The 15,574-nt window shown below is 62.1% G+C and carries 12 protein-coding genes; 7 read left to right on the plus strand and 5 right to left on the minus strand.

The window, feature by feature from the left end; genetic code table 11:
• Positions 1-71: 71 nt before the first annotated feature.
• Together HMPREF0307_RS04600 and can are read right to left on the minus strand one after the other, a co-directional pair.
• Positions 72-635: a TetR/AcrR family transcriptional regulator gene (locus tag HMPREF0307_RS04600; RefSeq protein ID WP_066488207.1), complete on the minus strand. Its 564-nt coding sequence runs from the start codon at positions 633-635 to the stop codon at positions 72-74.
• A 161-nt stretch (positions 636-796) separates the two neighbouring features.
• A complete protein-coding gene (can, locus tag HMPREF0307_RS04605; protein ID WP_210386308.1) occupies positions 797-3,610 on the minus strand; it encodes an aconitate hydratase in 2,814 nt (937 codons plus the stop codon).
• 335 nt (positions 3,611-3,945) lie between these two features.
• On the opposite strand from can, the gene HMPREF0307_RS04610 reads away from it, so the two are divergent.
• The 3 genes from HMPREF0307_RS04610 to HMPREF0307_RS04620 all read left to right on the plus strand — a co-directional run bounded on the left by HMPREF0307_RS04610 (position 3,946) and on the right by HMPREF0307_RS04620 (position 9,184).
• Complete coding sequence (locus HMPREF0307_RS04610) at positions 3,946-4,413, plus strand: Rv1476 family membrane protein (protein WP_066488211.1); 468 nt, start codon at positions 3,946-3,948, stop codon at positions 4,411-4,413.
• A gap of 1,656 nt (positions 4,414-6,069) precedes the next feature.
• Positions 6,070-7,935 (plus strand): DIP1281 family NlpC/P60 protein, encoded by a 1,866-nt coding sequence (locus HMPREF0307_RS04615; protein ID WP_231725052.1) that lies wholly within the window; start codon positions 6,070-6,072, stop codon positions 7,933-7,935.
• 181 nt (positions 7,936-8,116) lie between these two features.
• Positions 8,117-9,184: a ferrochelatase gene (locus HMPREF0307_RS04620; protein ID WP_066488214.1), complete on the plus strand. Its 1,068-nt coding sequence runs from the start codon at positions 8,117-8,119 to the stop codon at positions 9,182-9,184.
• A 77-nt stretch (positions 9,185-9,261) separates the two neighbouring features.
• Here the strand turns inward: HMPREF0307_RS04620 and HMPREF0307_RS04625 are convergent, their stop codons facing one another.
• Complete coding sequence (locus HMPREF0307_RS04625; protein ID WP_066488217.1) at positions 9,262-10,029, minus strand: hypothetical protein; 768 nt, start codon at positions 10,027-10,029, stop codon at positions 9,262-9,264.
• Positions 10,030-10,063: 34 nt separating this feature from the next.
• On the opposite strand from HMPREF0307_RS04625, the gene HMPREF0307_RS04630 reads away from it, so the two are divergent.
• A complete protein-coding gene (locus tag HMPREF0307_RS04630; RefSeq protein WP_066488223.1) occupies positions 10,064-10,912 on the plus strand; it encodes a DUF3097 domain-containing protein in 849 nt (282 codons plus the stop codon).
• Here the strand turns inward: HMPREF0307_RS04630 and HMPREF0307_RS04635 are convergent.
• Both HMPREF0307_RS04635 and HMPREF0307_RS04640 read right to left on the minus strand, forming a co-directional pair.
• Entirely contained in the window at positions 10,909-11,508 is a 600-nt protein-coding gene (locus HMPREF0307_RS04635; RefSeq protein ID WP_066488225.1) for a DNA-binding protein, read from the minus strand. The two genes, HMPREF0307_RS04630 and HMPREF0307_RS04635, sit on opposite strands and share 4 nt — an antisense overlap.
• Positions 11,509-11,572: 64 nt before the next feature.
• Positions 11,573-12,295, minus strand: coding sequence for a TVP38/TMEM64 family protein (locus HMPREF0307_RS04640; protein ID WP_066488236.1), 723 nt, complete (start codon positions 12,293-12,295; stop codon positions 11,573-11,575).
• Positions 12,296-12,534: 239 nt separating this feature from the next.
• On the opposite strand from HMPREF0307_RS04640, the gene HMPREF0307_RS04645 reads away from it, so the two are divergent.
• From HMPREF0307_RS04645 to HMPREF0307_RS04655, 3 genes are all read left to right on the plus strand, one after another.
• Positions 12,535-14,076 (plus strand): molybdopterin-dependent oxidoreductase, encoded by a 1,542-nt coding sequence (locus tag HMPREF0307_RS04645; protein WP_066488238.1) that lies wholly within the window; start codon positions 12,535-12,537, stop codon positions 14,074-14,076.
• Positions 14,077-14,166: 90 nt separating this feature from the next.
• Positions 14,167-14,412: a hypothetical protein gene (locus HMPREF0307_RS04650; RefSeq protein WP_066488240.1), complete on the plus strand. Its 246-nt coding sequence runs from the start codon at positions 14,167-14,169 to the stop codon at positions 14,410-14,412.
• Positions 14,413-14,679: 267 nt separating this feature from the next.
• Positions 14,680-15,348, plus strand: a complete 669-nt coding sequence (locus tag HMPREF0307_RS04655; RefSeq protein ID WP_066488247.1) for a DedA family protein — start codon at positions 14,680-14,682, stop codon at positions 15,346-15,348.
• Positions 15,349-15,574: the final 226 nt, after the last annotated feature.

The raw sequence follows: 15,574 nt of genomic DNA on the forward strand, positions 1-15,574 counted from the left end.
ACTAGCGCCAAGACGCGAAAGACCCGCTCCCTACGAGGGGAAGCGGGCTACTCGGCGTGCTTTACGACGTTTTAGCGCCGCGCACGAATCGTTTGCTCCACAATCGACAGGACTTCTTCAAGACCTGCTTGGTCACCGCGCGCCAGGCGGGAGATGAAGCCGTCCATGAACGTCTCGAGGTACACCACGAGCGTTTCGATATCGACGTCATCACGCATGCGGCCTTCTTCGCGGTTGGTCTGCAAGCGTGCCCGCACTGCGTCATCAAGGATTTGTTGCTGATCCTTCCACCGGGCACGGAAGCTCGGGTCCGTGCGCAGCATGGACGTGATTTCCAGACGAGTAGCGAGCCAGTCATGGCGCTCAGGGTGCGTGAGCATGTCGCGCATCACCTCAACAAGACCGTTGTTCGCAACCGTCTCGGCCTGGCGGGCAGCATCCTCGCGCGCGAGCGCCAGGAACAACGACTCTTTGTCGCCAAAGTGATGGAAGATAGCGCCGCGGGACTTGCCAGTCGCCTCCTCCAGAAGGCGAACGGTCGCTCCCTCGTAGCCGTGCTGCGCAAAGCACCGGCGGGCGCCCACCAGGATGTCTTGGCGCCTGCGATTGAGTTCGTCGTCGCTAACTATAGGCATAGCCGACTCACGCTCGCTTCCTACAAGTTCAAAAGTTTAAGGAATGAAAGGACGACAAAGGGGCCTTCGTGACCATCGTGCGATGGCCACGCGGCCCCTTCATCTACGTCGGTGTCGCGCACGCCCCACGCTAGGGCAGGGGTGCACGGCGATGGAAGACCTTAGGCCTTGACCATCTGGCGCAGGACGTACTGCAGAATGCCACCGTGGCGGTAGTAGTCAGCCTCACCAGGCGTGTCGATGCGGACGGTCGCGTCGAACTCGACCTTCTCGCCAGACTCCTTGGTGGCGGTGACGTGAACCGTCTTTGGTGTGTTGCCGTTGTTCAGTTCCGTGATGCCCTCGATGTCGAAGGTCTCGGTGCCGTCCAGGCCCAGCGACTCGTGGGACTCGCCAGCCGGGAACTGCAGCGGGATAACACCCATGCCGATGAGGTTCGAGCGGTGAATACGCTCGAAGGACTCGGTGATGACGGCCTTGACGCCGAGGAGGATGGTGCCCTTTGCAGCCCAGTCACGGGACGAACCGGTGCCGTACTCCTTACCAGCCAGGACGACCAGCGGAATGTCCGCGGCCTTGTAGTTTTGGCAGGCGTCGAAGATGAAGGCCTGCGGTGCGCCGTCCTGGGTGAAGTCACGGGTGTAGCCACCGGTGACGTCAACCAGCTGGTTAGCCAGGCGGATGTTGGCGAAGGTACCACGCATCATGACCTCGTGGTTACCACGACGGGAACCGAGGGAGTTGTAGTCCTTGCGGGCAACACCGTGCTCGTCGAGGTACTGCGCAGCCGGTGTGCCCGGCTTGATGGCGGAAGCGGGGGAGATGTGGTCGGTCGTGACCGAGTCGCCCAGCTTAGCCAGAACGCGAGCGCCGTGGATGTCCTCAACCGGGGCCGGCTCAGCTGGCATACCGTCGAAGTACGGAGCCTTGCGGATGTAGGTGGAGTCCTCATCCCACTCGAAGCGGCCGCCTTCCGGAACCTCCAGGTTGCGCCATGCCTCGGAGCCCTTGTAGACGTCCGCGTAATCCTTCTCGTACATCTCGCGGGAGATGGCCTGCTGGATGGTGTCCTCGATCTCCTGGGAGGAGGGCCAGATGTCCTTGAGGAAGACATCGTTGCCGTCCTGGTCCTGGCCGAGCGGCTGGGTCTCGAAGTCGAAGTCGAGAGTACCGGCGATGGCGTACGCGATGACCATGATCGGGGATGCAAGGTAGTTCATCTTGACATCCGGGGAGATACGGCCTTCGAAGTTACGGTTACCGGACAGGACTGCTGTGGCAGCCAGGTCGTTGTCGTTGATGGCGTCCGAGATCTCCTGCGGCAGCGGACCGGAGTTACCGATGCAGGACGTGCAGCCGAAGCCGGAGAGGTAGAAGCCCATGGCCTCGAGGTCCTTCCAGAGGTCGGCGCGCTGGAAGTAGCCGTCGACAACCTGGGAGCCCGGAGCACAGATGGTCTTCACCCACGGCTTGGACTTCAGGCCCTTGGCAGCAGCCTTGCGGGCGATGAGGCCGGCACCGACCATGACGGACGGGTTCGAGGTGTTGGTGCAGGAGGTGATGGAGGCGATGGCCACCATACCGTGATCCAGCGTGTACTCGCCGCCGTTCGGGGAGGAGACGATGACCGGGTTGGACTGGCGGCCGACATTGCCCTTGGCTGCAGACTCGCCGTGGCCCTCGCGGGACTTGTTGAGACCGCCGGTGACGTCCTCGAGCGTCTGGTCGCCGCCCTCGGCGCCCATGCGCTTGGCCTCAACAGTGGACTCGTCGACCACAACGTCGCCGGTGGCATAGGTCGGCAGGTCCTTACGGAACTGCTCCTTTGCCTCGGAGAGGAGGATGCGGTCCTGCGGGCGCTTCGGGCCAGCGATGGACGGGACGACGGTGCCGAGGTCGAGCTCGAGGTACTCGGAGTACTTGGCCTCGGGAGCATCCTGCTCGAGCCACATGCCCTGAGCCTTAGCGTAAGCCTCGACGCGGTCGATCTGCTCCTGCGGGCGGCCGGTGAGGGTCAGGTACTTGATGGTCTCTTCGTCGATCGGGAAGATAGCGGCGGTGGAGCCGAACTCCGGCGACATGTTACCGATGGTGGCGCGGTTGGCCAGCGGCACGGACTTGACACCGTTGCCGTAGAACTCGACAAACTTCTGGACAACGCCGTGCTGGCGCAGCATCTCGGTGATGGTGAGAACGACGTCGGTAGCGGTAACGCCCACCGGAATCTCGCCGGTGAGCTTGAAGCCGACAACGCGCGGGATGAGCATGGAGACCGGCTGGCCGAGCATGGCAGCCTCGGCCTCGATGCCGCCAACGCCCCAGCCCAGGATGCCCAGGCCGTTTTCCATGGTGGTGTGGGAGTCGGTACCAATACAGGTATCCGGGTATGCCAGACCGTCGTTGTCGAAGACGACGCGGGAGAGGTACTCGATGTTGACCTGGTGGACAATACCGGTTCCCGGGGGCACGACCTTGAAGTTGGAGAAGTTCTCAGAACCCCAGCGCAGGAACTGGTAGCGCTCGCGGTTGCGCTCGAACTCGATCTCGACGTTCTTCTCCAGAGCCTCGGAGGAGCCAAATGCCTCGGTAATGACGGAGTGGTCAATGACCATCTCAGCCGGGTTGAGCGGGTTAACCTGCTCCGGCTTGCCGCCGAGGGCAACGATGGCCTCACGCATGGTGGCGAGGTCGACCACACAGGGAACGCCGGTGAAGTCCTGCATGAGGACGCGGGCCGGGGTGAACTGGATTTCGGTGTCCGGTTCTGCGTCCGGGTTCCAGTTGGCGAGGGCGTTGATGTGATCCTTGGTTACGTTCTTGCCATCCTCGTAGCGCAGCTGGTTCTCAGCAAGCACCTTGAGGGAGTACGGCAGCTTCTCCAGGCCCTCAACCGCGTTGATGTCAAAGTATTCGTAAGACTTTCCGTTGACATCAAGGGTCTTCTTGGCACCGAAGGAGTTCAGGCTTTCAGTCACAGGGAGCTCCATTCCTTGTTTGTTGAACAGTATGTTCTTGTGAGGCTCTTAAATCGCTCACGATCATTCCGCACTAGTGGAAGGAGTAGCGCTGGGGACAGCGCGCTCCGGGCGCGGATCGACCGAACTGGCGTCTTAAGAAGAACGCGAACGTTCACCCCTCAATACTAGACGGGCGAAGATTCGCCTGGGGGCAACTATAACAGTACGTCCGTTCTGTTTTCATGTTTTCACACTCTTCCGCGCGTCATCCCCGCTCCAATGGGGGTAATCAGGTTAAGTAGAGGGTATCGCGGGCACACCACACACCCCGCTCCCATATATAAGGAGAAAAAGTGATCCCGCCCGACGCAGATATCGCCGACCTCTCGCAGCAGCTTCTCGAGGATTCGGTGGCGTACTCCAACGTGGGGCTCGCCAGCGATCCGGCTCTGCAAGCATCTGTATCCGGCGCGCTGCAGCCCGGGGAAGGGATAGCGGTCGTCGATATCTATCCCGATAAGTTCGCCGATCTCCGCGATCTTGCACAGGCACTCAAAGAAGCCTCCGATCTCGACACTGTCATCGTCCAGGCGCCCCAAGGCATTTCAGCCGTGAGCGACTCTCACTCACGCGCCGCCCTGGAATCCGCGCAACAGGCGGTGGCACCGGGACTCGATCAGGTCACGGCTCTGAACCAGCTTCACGCCCATCTCGGCGCCGCCACCATGCCCGCGGAGTGGCTTATCCTCGGGCTCGCCATCACCGCACTAGCCGGCGCCGCCACGGTCTTCATTCGCGCCAGATCTTCCAAAAAGGTCTAGTTACTCTTTCGCGCCCGCCCGCTTGCCGATGCCCCCATCCCACATCTTGCTCACTCGGCACCGTCCCGCCGCGTTCGACGGCCGGGGAATAGCGCGACACCATATGCCGCCACTCGCGTGCGGGACCGTCTCCGCGCAACACGTGCTAAGAGCTATCTACGGTCCGACACCTCACTCCGGCAGGCCGAGTCGCCAACGTCCAGCCCGCGCTGCGTGCCCGCGTCAAAACGTATCCCTCCCCACATAGTCGCATAAATATTTCCTAAACCCATGAACCCACGGAGCACCCCTTGAGGAGTGATACTCAACCCTCCACATGTTGGTCGGAATTCCCGACGGAAGCCGCTCGAAGAGGGCTCACTCCAGCTCCGCCGTGCTCGACCGCCTGGGCTCGTGCGCACATCTCCAACTTGGAACCATGCCGCGACACCCACGCCCATCTCGTGACAATCTCAGACCGAATCCACGGCATCCACTGCAACGGTTCCAGGACGTCATACTCCAGTCCGCTGCCACTCGCTCTGCACACACCAGGAGAGGGGAGGAGGGGTCGGAGTCAACCACTAGGGGTTGACGCTACTGCACGTTTGCCGTCAGAAGTGGTTCACTTCTCGCATAGCGTCGCGGATGGCGCCATCTCGGCAAGCGTCGAGAGTGTTACGGTACATTCGACGATCGTGACCAGAGTCACATAACGAATTGGTATCGAGATCATTGCAGGTTGAACTCACCCGTGGGTCATGGGGCGCTCCTTGACGCATGTGGCAAATGGGCAAGTAGGTGTACTGGACCCTGCAAGTGACTTATGCTTTAGGAGTCAACTCGAGAGTTGATTTCTATCTCAGCTACCGCGAGAGGGACATCCAGACCCAATATCGACAACGCACGGGCATGTGGGGAAGCAGGCCGAGAGCGTCACGAAGTTCGATGGGGAAGGACCCGCACGGGGTGGAGGAGCAGGAGTCGCTTGACAGTTGGCAGCACTGTGTTCGTTTAAGTTCTTCTATTCAGAAACACGCATCTGTGTGACTGGGGCGAGGATGCGACCACGGCGAGCCACATCGGGCAGCGTGTTCCACGCGCCTGGGCGTCCAACCCCGCGGGGAAGGCCGTCTGGGGCCCGGCTCTGGCATACCGTGACTGCATTCCCGCAACTCCACGAGTCCGGTTACTTGCACCGCCACGCGCGGAGCGTGGTCAACCGGAAGGAGAATGCAGACGATGGCGGATGCTCGCATACCTTCTGGAAGGTCGTGCCCCACGGGCACTCCCAGCGTTTGCAGCCCTGAAATGGTCTGCAGCCGGGAGTCACTCCGAGGCAAAGGTCTACCAGATATCCCGACGGGAGTTTCTCCCCGCCGGGGCACTCGCATACGGCGGGAGAGTTGGTCCTCGATGACCGTCGAGGCGCTCTGTCGCCGGCGTGAGCATAGGTGTGTGACATCCTCGTCACTGCTGCGTCTCCTGGGCCCCGGGCATTCCTATGTCTTGTGCGAATTGACATAGGGTGCCGAGGGCTTGGCTCGTGGTGCGTATCTCGCAGTCCTTGTGGGCTTGCGGGAGTCTCAGCCATACCCGACGCCGGGATCGGCGCGCCTTTATCCGTCAGTGCGGGCGCGTTCAAGGCGAGGGTAAGGTGCGTAGAGGAGTTACCTCGTGGCCACCACCTTGACGGCCGACACGCGTCGGCGTTCCATCGGCGGGCGTTTCCGCCTGCGTTCCTACCTCGCCGCTGCTGCATGCACGGCGAGCTTGTCTACCATTGCTCCGATGACTCCTGCCGTCGCGCAGGAGAAGTCGCTCACCATCGAAGACCTCACGGCCGCCTTCAAGGGCGGGAAGGGCTCCATTGCTGACCTTGCTGGCGCCATCGCCGGAGTCCAGGGCGAGATTGCCCGCTTGGAGGCAGAAATCGGCCAGCGTCGCGAGGACGTTAACCGCGCCCTCGTCGATCTCCAGGACGCTCGCACCGAGCTGGCGCAAGCCAAGCGCGGAACTTCCACGGCGCGCACGCAGCTTGATGATGCGCAGTCCGCCGTGGAGAAGGCACAAGAGCGCCTCAACGAACTGTCGCGCACGGCGTACCGTCGCTCGGCTGCCTCGGATTCCGTGACCACCGCCGCTGGCGGTGACGCACGCGAAAAGATGCTGGAGCGCCAGTCTTACCTGCGCTCGCAGGCGGACTCCCAGAAGGAAGTCGTCGATCAGCTCGAGCGGGAGCGCACCGAGAAGGCCAACAAGGAGTCGCAGCTGCGCAAGGCTGAGGAACTCGCGGCAGCCCGCGAGCAGCGCGCGGCAGACGCCGAGGCTCAGGCCCGGGCCATCCTGGGTTCGAGCCAAAGCGCGGTCGAGGAGGCGATGAGCGAACGCTCGACCCTCGTCGCGCAGCAGGAAGAAGCCCAGGCTGCTCTCGATGCCGCCCGCGGCTCCCGCGCCCGCACGACTGTAGGCGCTTCCGGCCCGTCCGCGACGAGCGATACGCAAGCGACGCAAGGTAATCAAGGGGCCAGAGAAAATGTTGGGAACTCCAACGATTCGGCATCCCAGTCCTCGACGGAGGTGTCGACCACCGCGTCGAACTCCAACGCCAATTCTGTGACCACGTCTGCTGCAGGGGAAGGCACGCAGACCGCCGGCACGACAGTCGCCGACGCGGAGCCAACAACCACCGGCACCGCAGACGCTTCCGACACGACGACACAGACCGTCGAGGCGCTAGCGGAAATGAGTTCGCAGAACGCCGCTCAGGGCGGCGCTACCGAGCAGGTCTCCAGCGTTGATGGACAAACACTTGCTGTGGCGGGCGGCGTTTTCGGCGCGGCAGCCGCCATGATTGCGGCCTCACAGCCGGATCACACGGCATTTGCCCAGGGCAGCTCCCTCGACGAGGGACAGCTCTCCGCCATCCAGAACACGCTCACGGCCGTTTCTGACGCGTTTAACGATCAGAACAAAGCCGGGGAGGCTGGCGCGGTGACCAACGCGGCATCGGGAGCAGATAGTGACCTTGTGGGCGACCTGGACGGCGTCCTCGAGTCACTGGATACGACGCAGTCCATCACGGAGAAAGCGACCGCTGCGGTGGCCAGCCAGGGCACCGATGCTCGCATCGAAGCTGTCATCGCGCGTGCGATGTCGCAGGTGGGCACCCCGTATGCATGGGGTGGCGGCGACGCCAACGGCCCAACCAAGGGCATCCGCGACGGCGGTGTGGCCGATAGCTTCGGCGACTACAACAAGGTGGGCTTCGATTGCTCCGGCCTCACGCTCTATGCGTTCTCGGCCGCGGGTATCTCGCTGCCACACTACACCGGCTACCAGTACAACCAGGGCACCAAGGTGGATCCGAGCGAAATGAAGCGCGGCGACCTCATCTTCTACGGTCCGGGCGGCGGCCAGCACGTAGCCATCTACCTGGGCGACGGCACGATGATTGAGGCTCCGGAGTCGGGCGGCACGGTCCAGGTCTCGCCTGTGCGCTATGGCGGCATGGCCCCGTACGCGGTGCGCCTCATCGGCTAAGCCAACTTCTCACCTTAAGTCCGAAGTCTCGGACGTGTGCGTGGTGAGAACAGAGGAGATACGTCCCCATCATGAGCTAGATCTGCCCTTTCGCCTTGAGTCGCAGATCACGCTGACCAATTTCGGTCCCCATCGTCAAGGCGACCAAGTTCTCCAACCTTTGGTTGGTAGGGTCACTGGTATGACTGACGCACACACTCATGCCGGTGATTATGACGCCCTCCTCGTTCTTTCTTTCGGTGGCCCGGAAGGAAACGAGGAGGTCGTTCCTTTTCTTGAAAACGTCACGCGGGGCCGCGGCATCCCGCGCGAGCGACTCAAGGTCGTGGGCAAGCACTACTTCCACTTCGACGGCGTAAGCCCACTCAATGGCTTAAACCGCGAGCTCATTGCCCATATCGAGGCTGAACTCGCCGCGCGCGGACTGGACCTGCCGGTCTTCTTTGGCAACCGCAACTGGCACCCGTTCGGCACCGAGGCCGTGGACGAGCTCACCGCAGCGGGTAAGACCAACGTCCTGGTCTTCGCCACCTCCGCCTGGGGCGGCTACTCGGCGTGCCTGCAGTACGACGAGGACATCGTCAAGCTGCGCGACTATGTAGCAGAGAAGGGCTACCCGGAGATTCGCTTTACCAAGCTGCGCCAGTTCTTCGACCACCCGAAGTTCATCGCGGAAATGGCCACTGGAGTGCGCGAAGGCTTTGCCAAGCTGTCCGATGCCCGCCTTGTCTTCACCGCTCATTCCATCCCTACCGCGCACGACGCGGTCGGGGGAGCAGAGGGTGATAAGAACCTCTACTCACGCCAGGTCGCCGAGGCCGCACGTCTCATCGCGGATGCCGCCGGCGTCGAGGACTATGACTTGGTATGGAACTCGCGCTCGGGCAATCCCGCCACGCCGTGGCTCGCGCCCGACGTCGTCGACCACATGGAAGCGCTCGCGGAGCAGGGTGTGAAGCAGCTCGTCGTGTGTCCGGTCGGCTTCATCTCGGACCACATGGAGGTCGTGTGGGACCTCGACACCGAGCTCGTCGCTGCGGCGAAAGAGAAAGGCGTGGAGATCTACCGCACGCGGACCGCGGGGCCGAGCGACGCGTTCTCCTCGATGGTTGTGGACCTCATCGAAGAGCTTTGCGCTGACCGTCAGCCGGAGGGGCTGGGCACCGTCACCGTGCAGGGCTGCACAGTCAATGGCGCACCGTGCGCTGAGGGATGTTGCGATATCTGGAGCCTCCACAAACCTCATTAAGTCAAGTTAAATAAGTTGACCAGCGACGAACGAACTCCTTAAATCAAGTGAAATGACTTGATTTAAGGGGGCTCGCGTCAGCGGCCGAAGTCGGCGACGGCGTAGGCGACGCCGGCCATCCGGGCCTGCCGGATGTGCCGCCACAGGCGGAGCAGCTGCGGGTCGAGCGAGTGATCCTGGAGGCGGTCCGTGACGGTCTCGATGATCGCGGCGACGCGGTCTGCGCGGGCAAAGAGTTTGGCGGCGCGGGGCGGGGTGGCATCGGGGAGCCCGGGCGTGTCGTAGAAGTCGGAGAGGGTGCCGACGGTGAGCCGCGGATTGGGCAAGTCTTTTTTGACATAATCTAGCCCCTCGATGATGCGGGCGGATTCCTCGGTCGCTTGGGCGAGCAATGCGTCAGCCTCGCCGGGGCTCAGCCACGCGGGCGCGGGCAACGGCTGCGTCTCTTCGATGAGCTGCCATTGGGTGTAATTGGGACCTGCATGCGGCACGAGCACGAGATGGACGCTCGGATCGGCGGTGCGCACGACGATGGCGCCGGCGGGGCTCGCGCTGGCTGCGGCGGCGGACGTCGAGCCAGCGGGCAAGGCGGGCGGCTCGCCGGGACCCGAAAGCACGAGGCGGAGGACGGGTTCGCCGGGCCCCTGGCCGAGGAGGGCATCGGTAGCGGCGCGCAGGCGCGCTAAGATGTCGCTGAACGCGGCGGAGCCGTAGGCCTCGGGGTAACCGCCGAGCTCCGTGAGAGCGTCAATGAGCTCGTCCGCGGGTTCGTGGCCGTGGAGCCAGGCTCCCAGCCAGACGGCAGAATTTTGCAGTGGGGACCAGACCTCGGCGCGCATATCCATAACACGGGCAGTGTAGTAGATAGACTGTCCCGCTATGAGCTTTGATTCCCGCGATCCCTATGGTGGAGACATTCTGGCAGGCCACAAACGCACACGCCCCAAGGAGTACCCGGTTGTGCCCGCACAACCGGGCATGGTTGTCGAAGTTGTCGGCGACGACTTCGTCGGTGCCGTGATGGGCGTGGACAAGACCGTTTACGGCCAGGTCATCCGCCTGGAGGACCGACATGGCGTGGAGCGCGTCTTCAACCTCGTGCCGGGCGGATTCCTGCTCGAAGGCCAGCAGGTGACACTTACGCGCTACGTGCCGAAGCAGGCGCTGCGTAAGTCGAACTCTGGCTCGCGTCGCGTGGAGAATGTCGAGGCTAAGGTCATCGCGCCGTCGCGAATCTGGGTCGAGGGTGTGCATGACGCCGCCATCGTGGAGAAGGTCTGGGGCCACGACCTGCGCGTCGAAGGCGTCGCCGTGGAATACCTCGAGGGCCTCGACAACCTGGAGGAACGCCTCGCCGAGTTCCAGCCGGGCCCGGGACGACGCGTGGGCGTGCTCGCTGACCACTTGGTGGAGGGGTCGAAAGAAACGCGCATGACGCAGGCGTTGGGGCCGGACGTTCTCGTTACAGGACACCCGTTCATCGATATTTGGGCGGCGGTGAAACCGGAACGCGTGGGGCTCAAGGCATGGCCTGACGTGCCCTACGGCGAGGACTGGAAGACCGGCATCTGCCAGCGCGTCGGCTGGTCTGATCCCAAGGATGGCTGGCGCCACGTGTATAACGCGGTGCACAGCTTCCGCGATTTGGATTCTTCGCTCATCGGGGCGGTGGAGCGGCTCGTCGACTTCGTGACAACGCCGGAGCTGCGGAAGGAAGACCTGCTCTAGGCTGGCTTATTCGCGCGCTCCATGACGTTGATGGCAAGCTGCCAGCCTGCCATTTCTGCTGCCCAGCCCGCGGCTTGGAGGCGCTGGGACATGGCCTGCTTGGAGATGCCGAGCTCGGCGGCCGCCTCGTTCTGGTTGAGGCCGCCGCGCACGAGGGCCGTGGCCTCGCGACCTTCGATGGTGCGCTTGTGCAGCACGTAGCCGAGCAAGGCAAAGACTGCTGCGATGTCCGAGGCCTCCGATGCGCGGCCGCGCGCACCGATCTTCGCGTAGACCTGCGCCGGGCGTGCGTTCTTGGGCAAGGATGCGGTGGCCGTCGCGCGGGTCGTGGCTTCATCTTCGGCAGCACCAGCGTCAGCACTCGGGGCAAGCGAGGGGGTTACGCCGATACCAATGGCCCAATCACCGTCGGCGAGCAGGGCCATGACGACGTCGCACACGCTGTGTGCCGAGTCAACGATGGCGCAGATGTCTTCGACTCCGAGCATCTCAAACTCGCCGACACCGTCGAGCGTCGCGAGCGCCTCCGCGGAGCGCTGAACGAGCTGGGCGCGGCGCACAGAACGGCCGCGATAACGGGCATGGACGGCAAGCATGATTCCTTGACATTCTTTCGGGCAGGACGAGAAACTGCGCTTAAGTCTAGTCTTTTGGCTTGATTTAGGGAAGTTCGCGGACGAGCTTAGCGTCGAGCACGAGACCTGCGATGCCGACGGCGGCGAGGACAACGGTGGCTGTGATGGCCCACGGGTTGAGGCCCGTGGTGAGCGTCTCACCAAAGAACACGCCCATAGCCGTGGTAGGGATGGACCCCAGCGCGGTCGCCAGGAGGAACTGCAGGAAGGGCACGGGTGTGAGTGCCGCAGCATAGTTCAAGATAGAGAAGGGCACGCCCGCGACCATGCGCAGGCTCGCGATGGCGAACCACCCGCGGCGCTCCAAGTGCGCGTTGAGCTTGAAGACCGCGGGGTGCACGAGCCGCGGGTGCATCCAGTCTCCGAGCAGGCGCCGCACCACGAGGAAAGAAATTGCCGCGGAGACGGAGAGGGCCGTGAGTGCGAGAAGCAGGCCTTCGACTGGGCCGAAAAGGATTCCCGCGGCGACCGTCCAGATAGTGCGGGGCAAAGGGAATAACGTAAGCGTGACGTAAGCCAGCCAGAAGACAATGGGGAACCAGGGATCGCAATGTGTCGCCCAGGAACGCAAGGTCGAGAGATCGGGAACGTCCACGAAGACGATAAATGCAACGACAATACCCAGGATGAACACAGCCTGAAGCCAATGTTTCAGGCTCCAGCCTTGAATGGTGCGGGCGGCATCGGCAAGCACGGTGCGCACAAAGTCTGCAAGCTGCCGGAGATAGGGCTGCCGTTCTTTCTTCACGGTCAGTGAGCTTAACCCACACGTCAGGCTGCAGACAGGGTGGCGCGCGGTGGCATATACGAATGTCTACTTGATCACTCAGGTTCCGCTAAGTTAGAAGGAAACGTGCTGCTCAGAGCGCTGTGCTTGCCGGCAACTCTGGGTGGCATATTTTTTCTACGGATTTTTTCGTATTTTTTCGCTCGCGTCTGGCAATATAAAACTTATAGCTTTCTCGTTCACCTATCTTAAGGACCCCCATGGATTACATTCTTGCCTTGGGAGACAACCCCGACTATCCCTTGTGGCTGCGCGCGACGCACCTCATCAACTTTATTTTGATGGGCATGCTGTTGCGCTCAGGTTGGGAAATGCTCTCCTCTCTGCCGCGCCTTTGGTGGCGCAACGACTGCGCCCCTGGAACCGAGTGGCTCAAGTTCACCAAGCGTGAGCTGCCGAAGGAAGAGGGCGTGTACACCTCGCTCATGGATGAGAAGTCCATGTCGCCGCTGCTCTCCCTGCCAGGACGCGAAAATATTGGTCTCGGTCGTCACTGGCACGGCCTGTCCGTGATGCTCTGGGTGCTCAACGGGCTGGTGTACGTCATCCTGCTGTTCGCAACCGGCCTGTGGCGTCGCATCGTCCCCACCTCCTGGGACATTATCCCGGAGGCGTGGCACTCGCTGCTTACGTACCTGAGCTTTAAGACCCCCGACCTGGCGCTTTTCGATCCCTACGACGCGTTGCAACAGCTCGCTTATTTTGCAGTCATCTTCCTTATCGCTCCGTTCATGATGATTACGGGTGCGGGCATGTCGCCGGCGCTGCGTGAGAAGTTCCCTCGCTTCTTCAAGTTCTTGGGCGGCCACCAGAAGGCTCGCTCCCTGCACTTCATCGGCATGGTGATGATGTGCATGTTCATCATCATCCACGTCTTCCTCGTCTTCTTTGTCCACCGCGAGCACAACATGGTGCACATGGTCTTCGGCGACGTCACGCCGGAGCGCTACGCCCAGGCGTTTACGACGATGGTCATCACCATCGGCGTGGTCATTATCTTCTGGATCGGCCTGTCCTACTGGACGCTCGCGGACCGCGCCCGCGCACACCGCTTCGTCGTGGCCTTCACCGAGATCGGCCGCAAGATCTTCTTGAACTGGTTGCGCCCGTCCGCAGCGACACAGAAGGTCTACACCGAGCGCGATATTTCCGAGTTCCACTGGACCAACGGCCTGCCGCCTACGAAAGAGGAGTCCCCGGAGTGGACCGCATTCCGCAACAACGACTTCAAGGACTACGTCATCGAGGTCGCCGACGACGTCAACGGCACGTCGAAGACGGTCACGCTCGATGAGCTGCGTGCGCTGCCGCAGCACTCCTTTATTGCGACGCACACCTGTATGCAGGGGTGGTCTGCGACCTCGCGCTGGGAAGGTCCTCTCATGAAGGACGTCCTCGCCCTGCTCGGCGAGCGCCCGGCTGGCGCGCACTACGTCATGGTCGAGTCCTACGGCTTGGCACAGAAGATGTACGATAACCGTCCGCGCGAGCCGTTCTACGCGTGCTTCGACATCGACACGGCCATGGAAGACCACTCCATCCTCGCGATTGCCCGCAATGGTCACCCGGTCGACATTCACCTGGGCGCGCCAGTGCGTGCCCGAGTCGAGTCGAACCATGGCTACAAGGCCGTGAAGTGGGTCTCCAAGATTGCATGGATTGCCGACTACAAGGACATCGGCGACGGTCGCGGTGGCACCCGTGAGGACTCCGCGCTGCAGGCTTTCAACGGCCGCATCTAATATTCGGCCTGCGAATTGACGCCGTTCCCGCTCATAGCGGGGGGCGGCGTCGCCGTCGTTTTCTACGGCTAGACGTGTAGAATTTCCGTCATGTCGATTATTGTTTCCACTCATTACAAGGTCACCGGCGTCCACGACGACGATGACGTGCGCAAGGCACTGCAGTCCCTCTACGATATTTTCGCTGAGCACGGCCTGGGCCAGGCGACTTTCGAAATCCGTTCGCAGGACGACGTCAAGCTCATCATCAAGCACAAGGACGACGTCATCCCCAATGTCGCGGAGATGAATAAGGCCTTGGCGTCCGCGGGCAACTACGAAATCGTCTCGCGCTAACGACGCATTCCTTTAACGCAGAACACTGCCGCCGGTCACGGCGGCAATTCTTTTAGGCTGCCGTGAACTTCCTGGCAATATCGGGGGTATGCGCGTGTGGGTTAGGTTCGCACGGCGGGGAAGAGGATACTAGAGGAAACTCATTACTCGTCGCTGCAGTGGCGAGTCCATTTGGCGCCCGTGAGGACGCAGCCGCGCTCCGGGCTTGTGCATCCGGGGTCACGCGTCCTGGGCCTTTTTCAATTCCTAAAGGTGGATGCACCAGCCATGTCAAACCTCACTTCCTACCTCGACGCCGCGACGTTGCTCGAGGCTTTTGGCCCTTGGGTCATCGTCGGCATCGCGCTCGTCGTCTTCATTGAATCCGGTGTCCTGTTCCCGTTCCTGCCCGGCGACTCGCTGCTCGTCACGGCAGCCGTGCTGCGGGGTCAACTCAACGTCTCTATCTGGGCCCTGCTGATGGTAGGCTTCGTCGCCGCCTTCCTGGGCGACCAGGTGGGCTTCTGGCTGGGCCACAAGTTTGGGCGCAAACTCTTCAAGGCTGACGCCCGCCTGCTCAAGCTGCAGTATCTCCACGCTGCCGAAGACTTCTTTGCCAAGCATGGACCGGCAGCGCTCGTGCTGGGGCGCTTTGTGCCCATCGTGCGCACGTACGTCCCCGTCGCAGCAGGCACGGCGCAGATGCCGTACCGCCACTTCATCGGCTGGAACGTCGCGGGCGCAGCTTTGTGGGTGCTGTCCATGAACTTGGTGGGAGTATTCCTGGGCAATATTCCGGGCATTGCAGACTCGATCGAAAAGATCATGCTCCTCATAGTTTTCATCTCAGTCGCGCCGATCATCATCAAGGCGTTGTATGAGCGCCACAAGTTGAAAAAGCGCGCCACCATCGTGGAGGAAACGCCAGCCGTACTCAGCGATAATACTGCGCGCTAAGCATCAGCTCATACCCACAACCGGACGCCGCCGTGGTGTCCGGTTGTGTTCGTTTTCGCCGAAGAATGAGCACGATGGCAGAGGAGAAGCAGCCTTGATCGGGGTACCAATGTGTATTTACGGAATATCCTTAGTAATCTCATTCACACCTGTTCTGCGCCGGTGAGGTGTGGCATAAGGGGCGTTACGGCGCTGGCCGCAACTGTGGCCAAAGAAAAGTTCTGAA

Source organism: Corynebacterium sp. DNF00584, from assembly GCF_001552965.1.
GTDB lineage: Bacteria > Actinomycetota > Actinomycetes > Mycobacteriales > Mycobacteriaceae > Corynebacterium > Corynebacterium phoceense.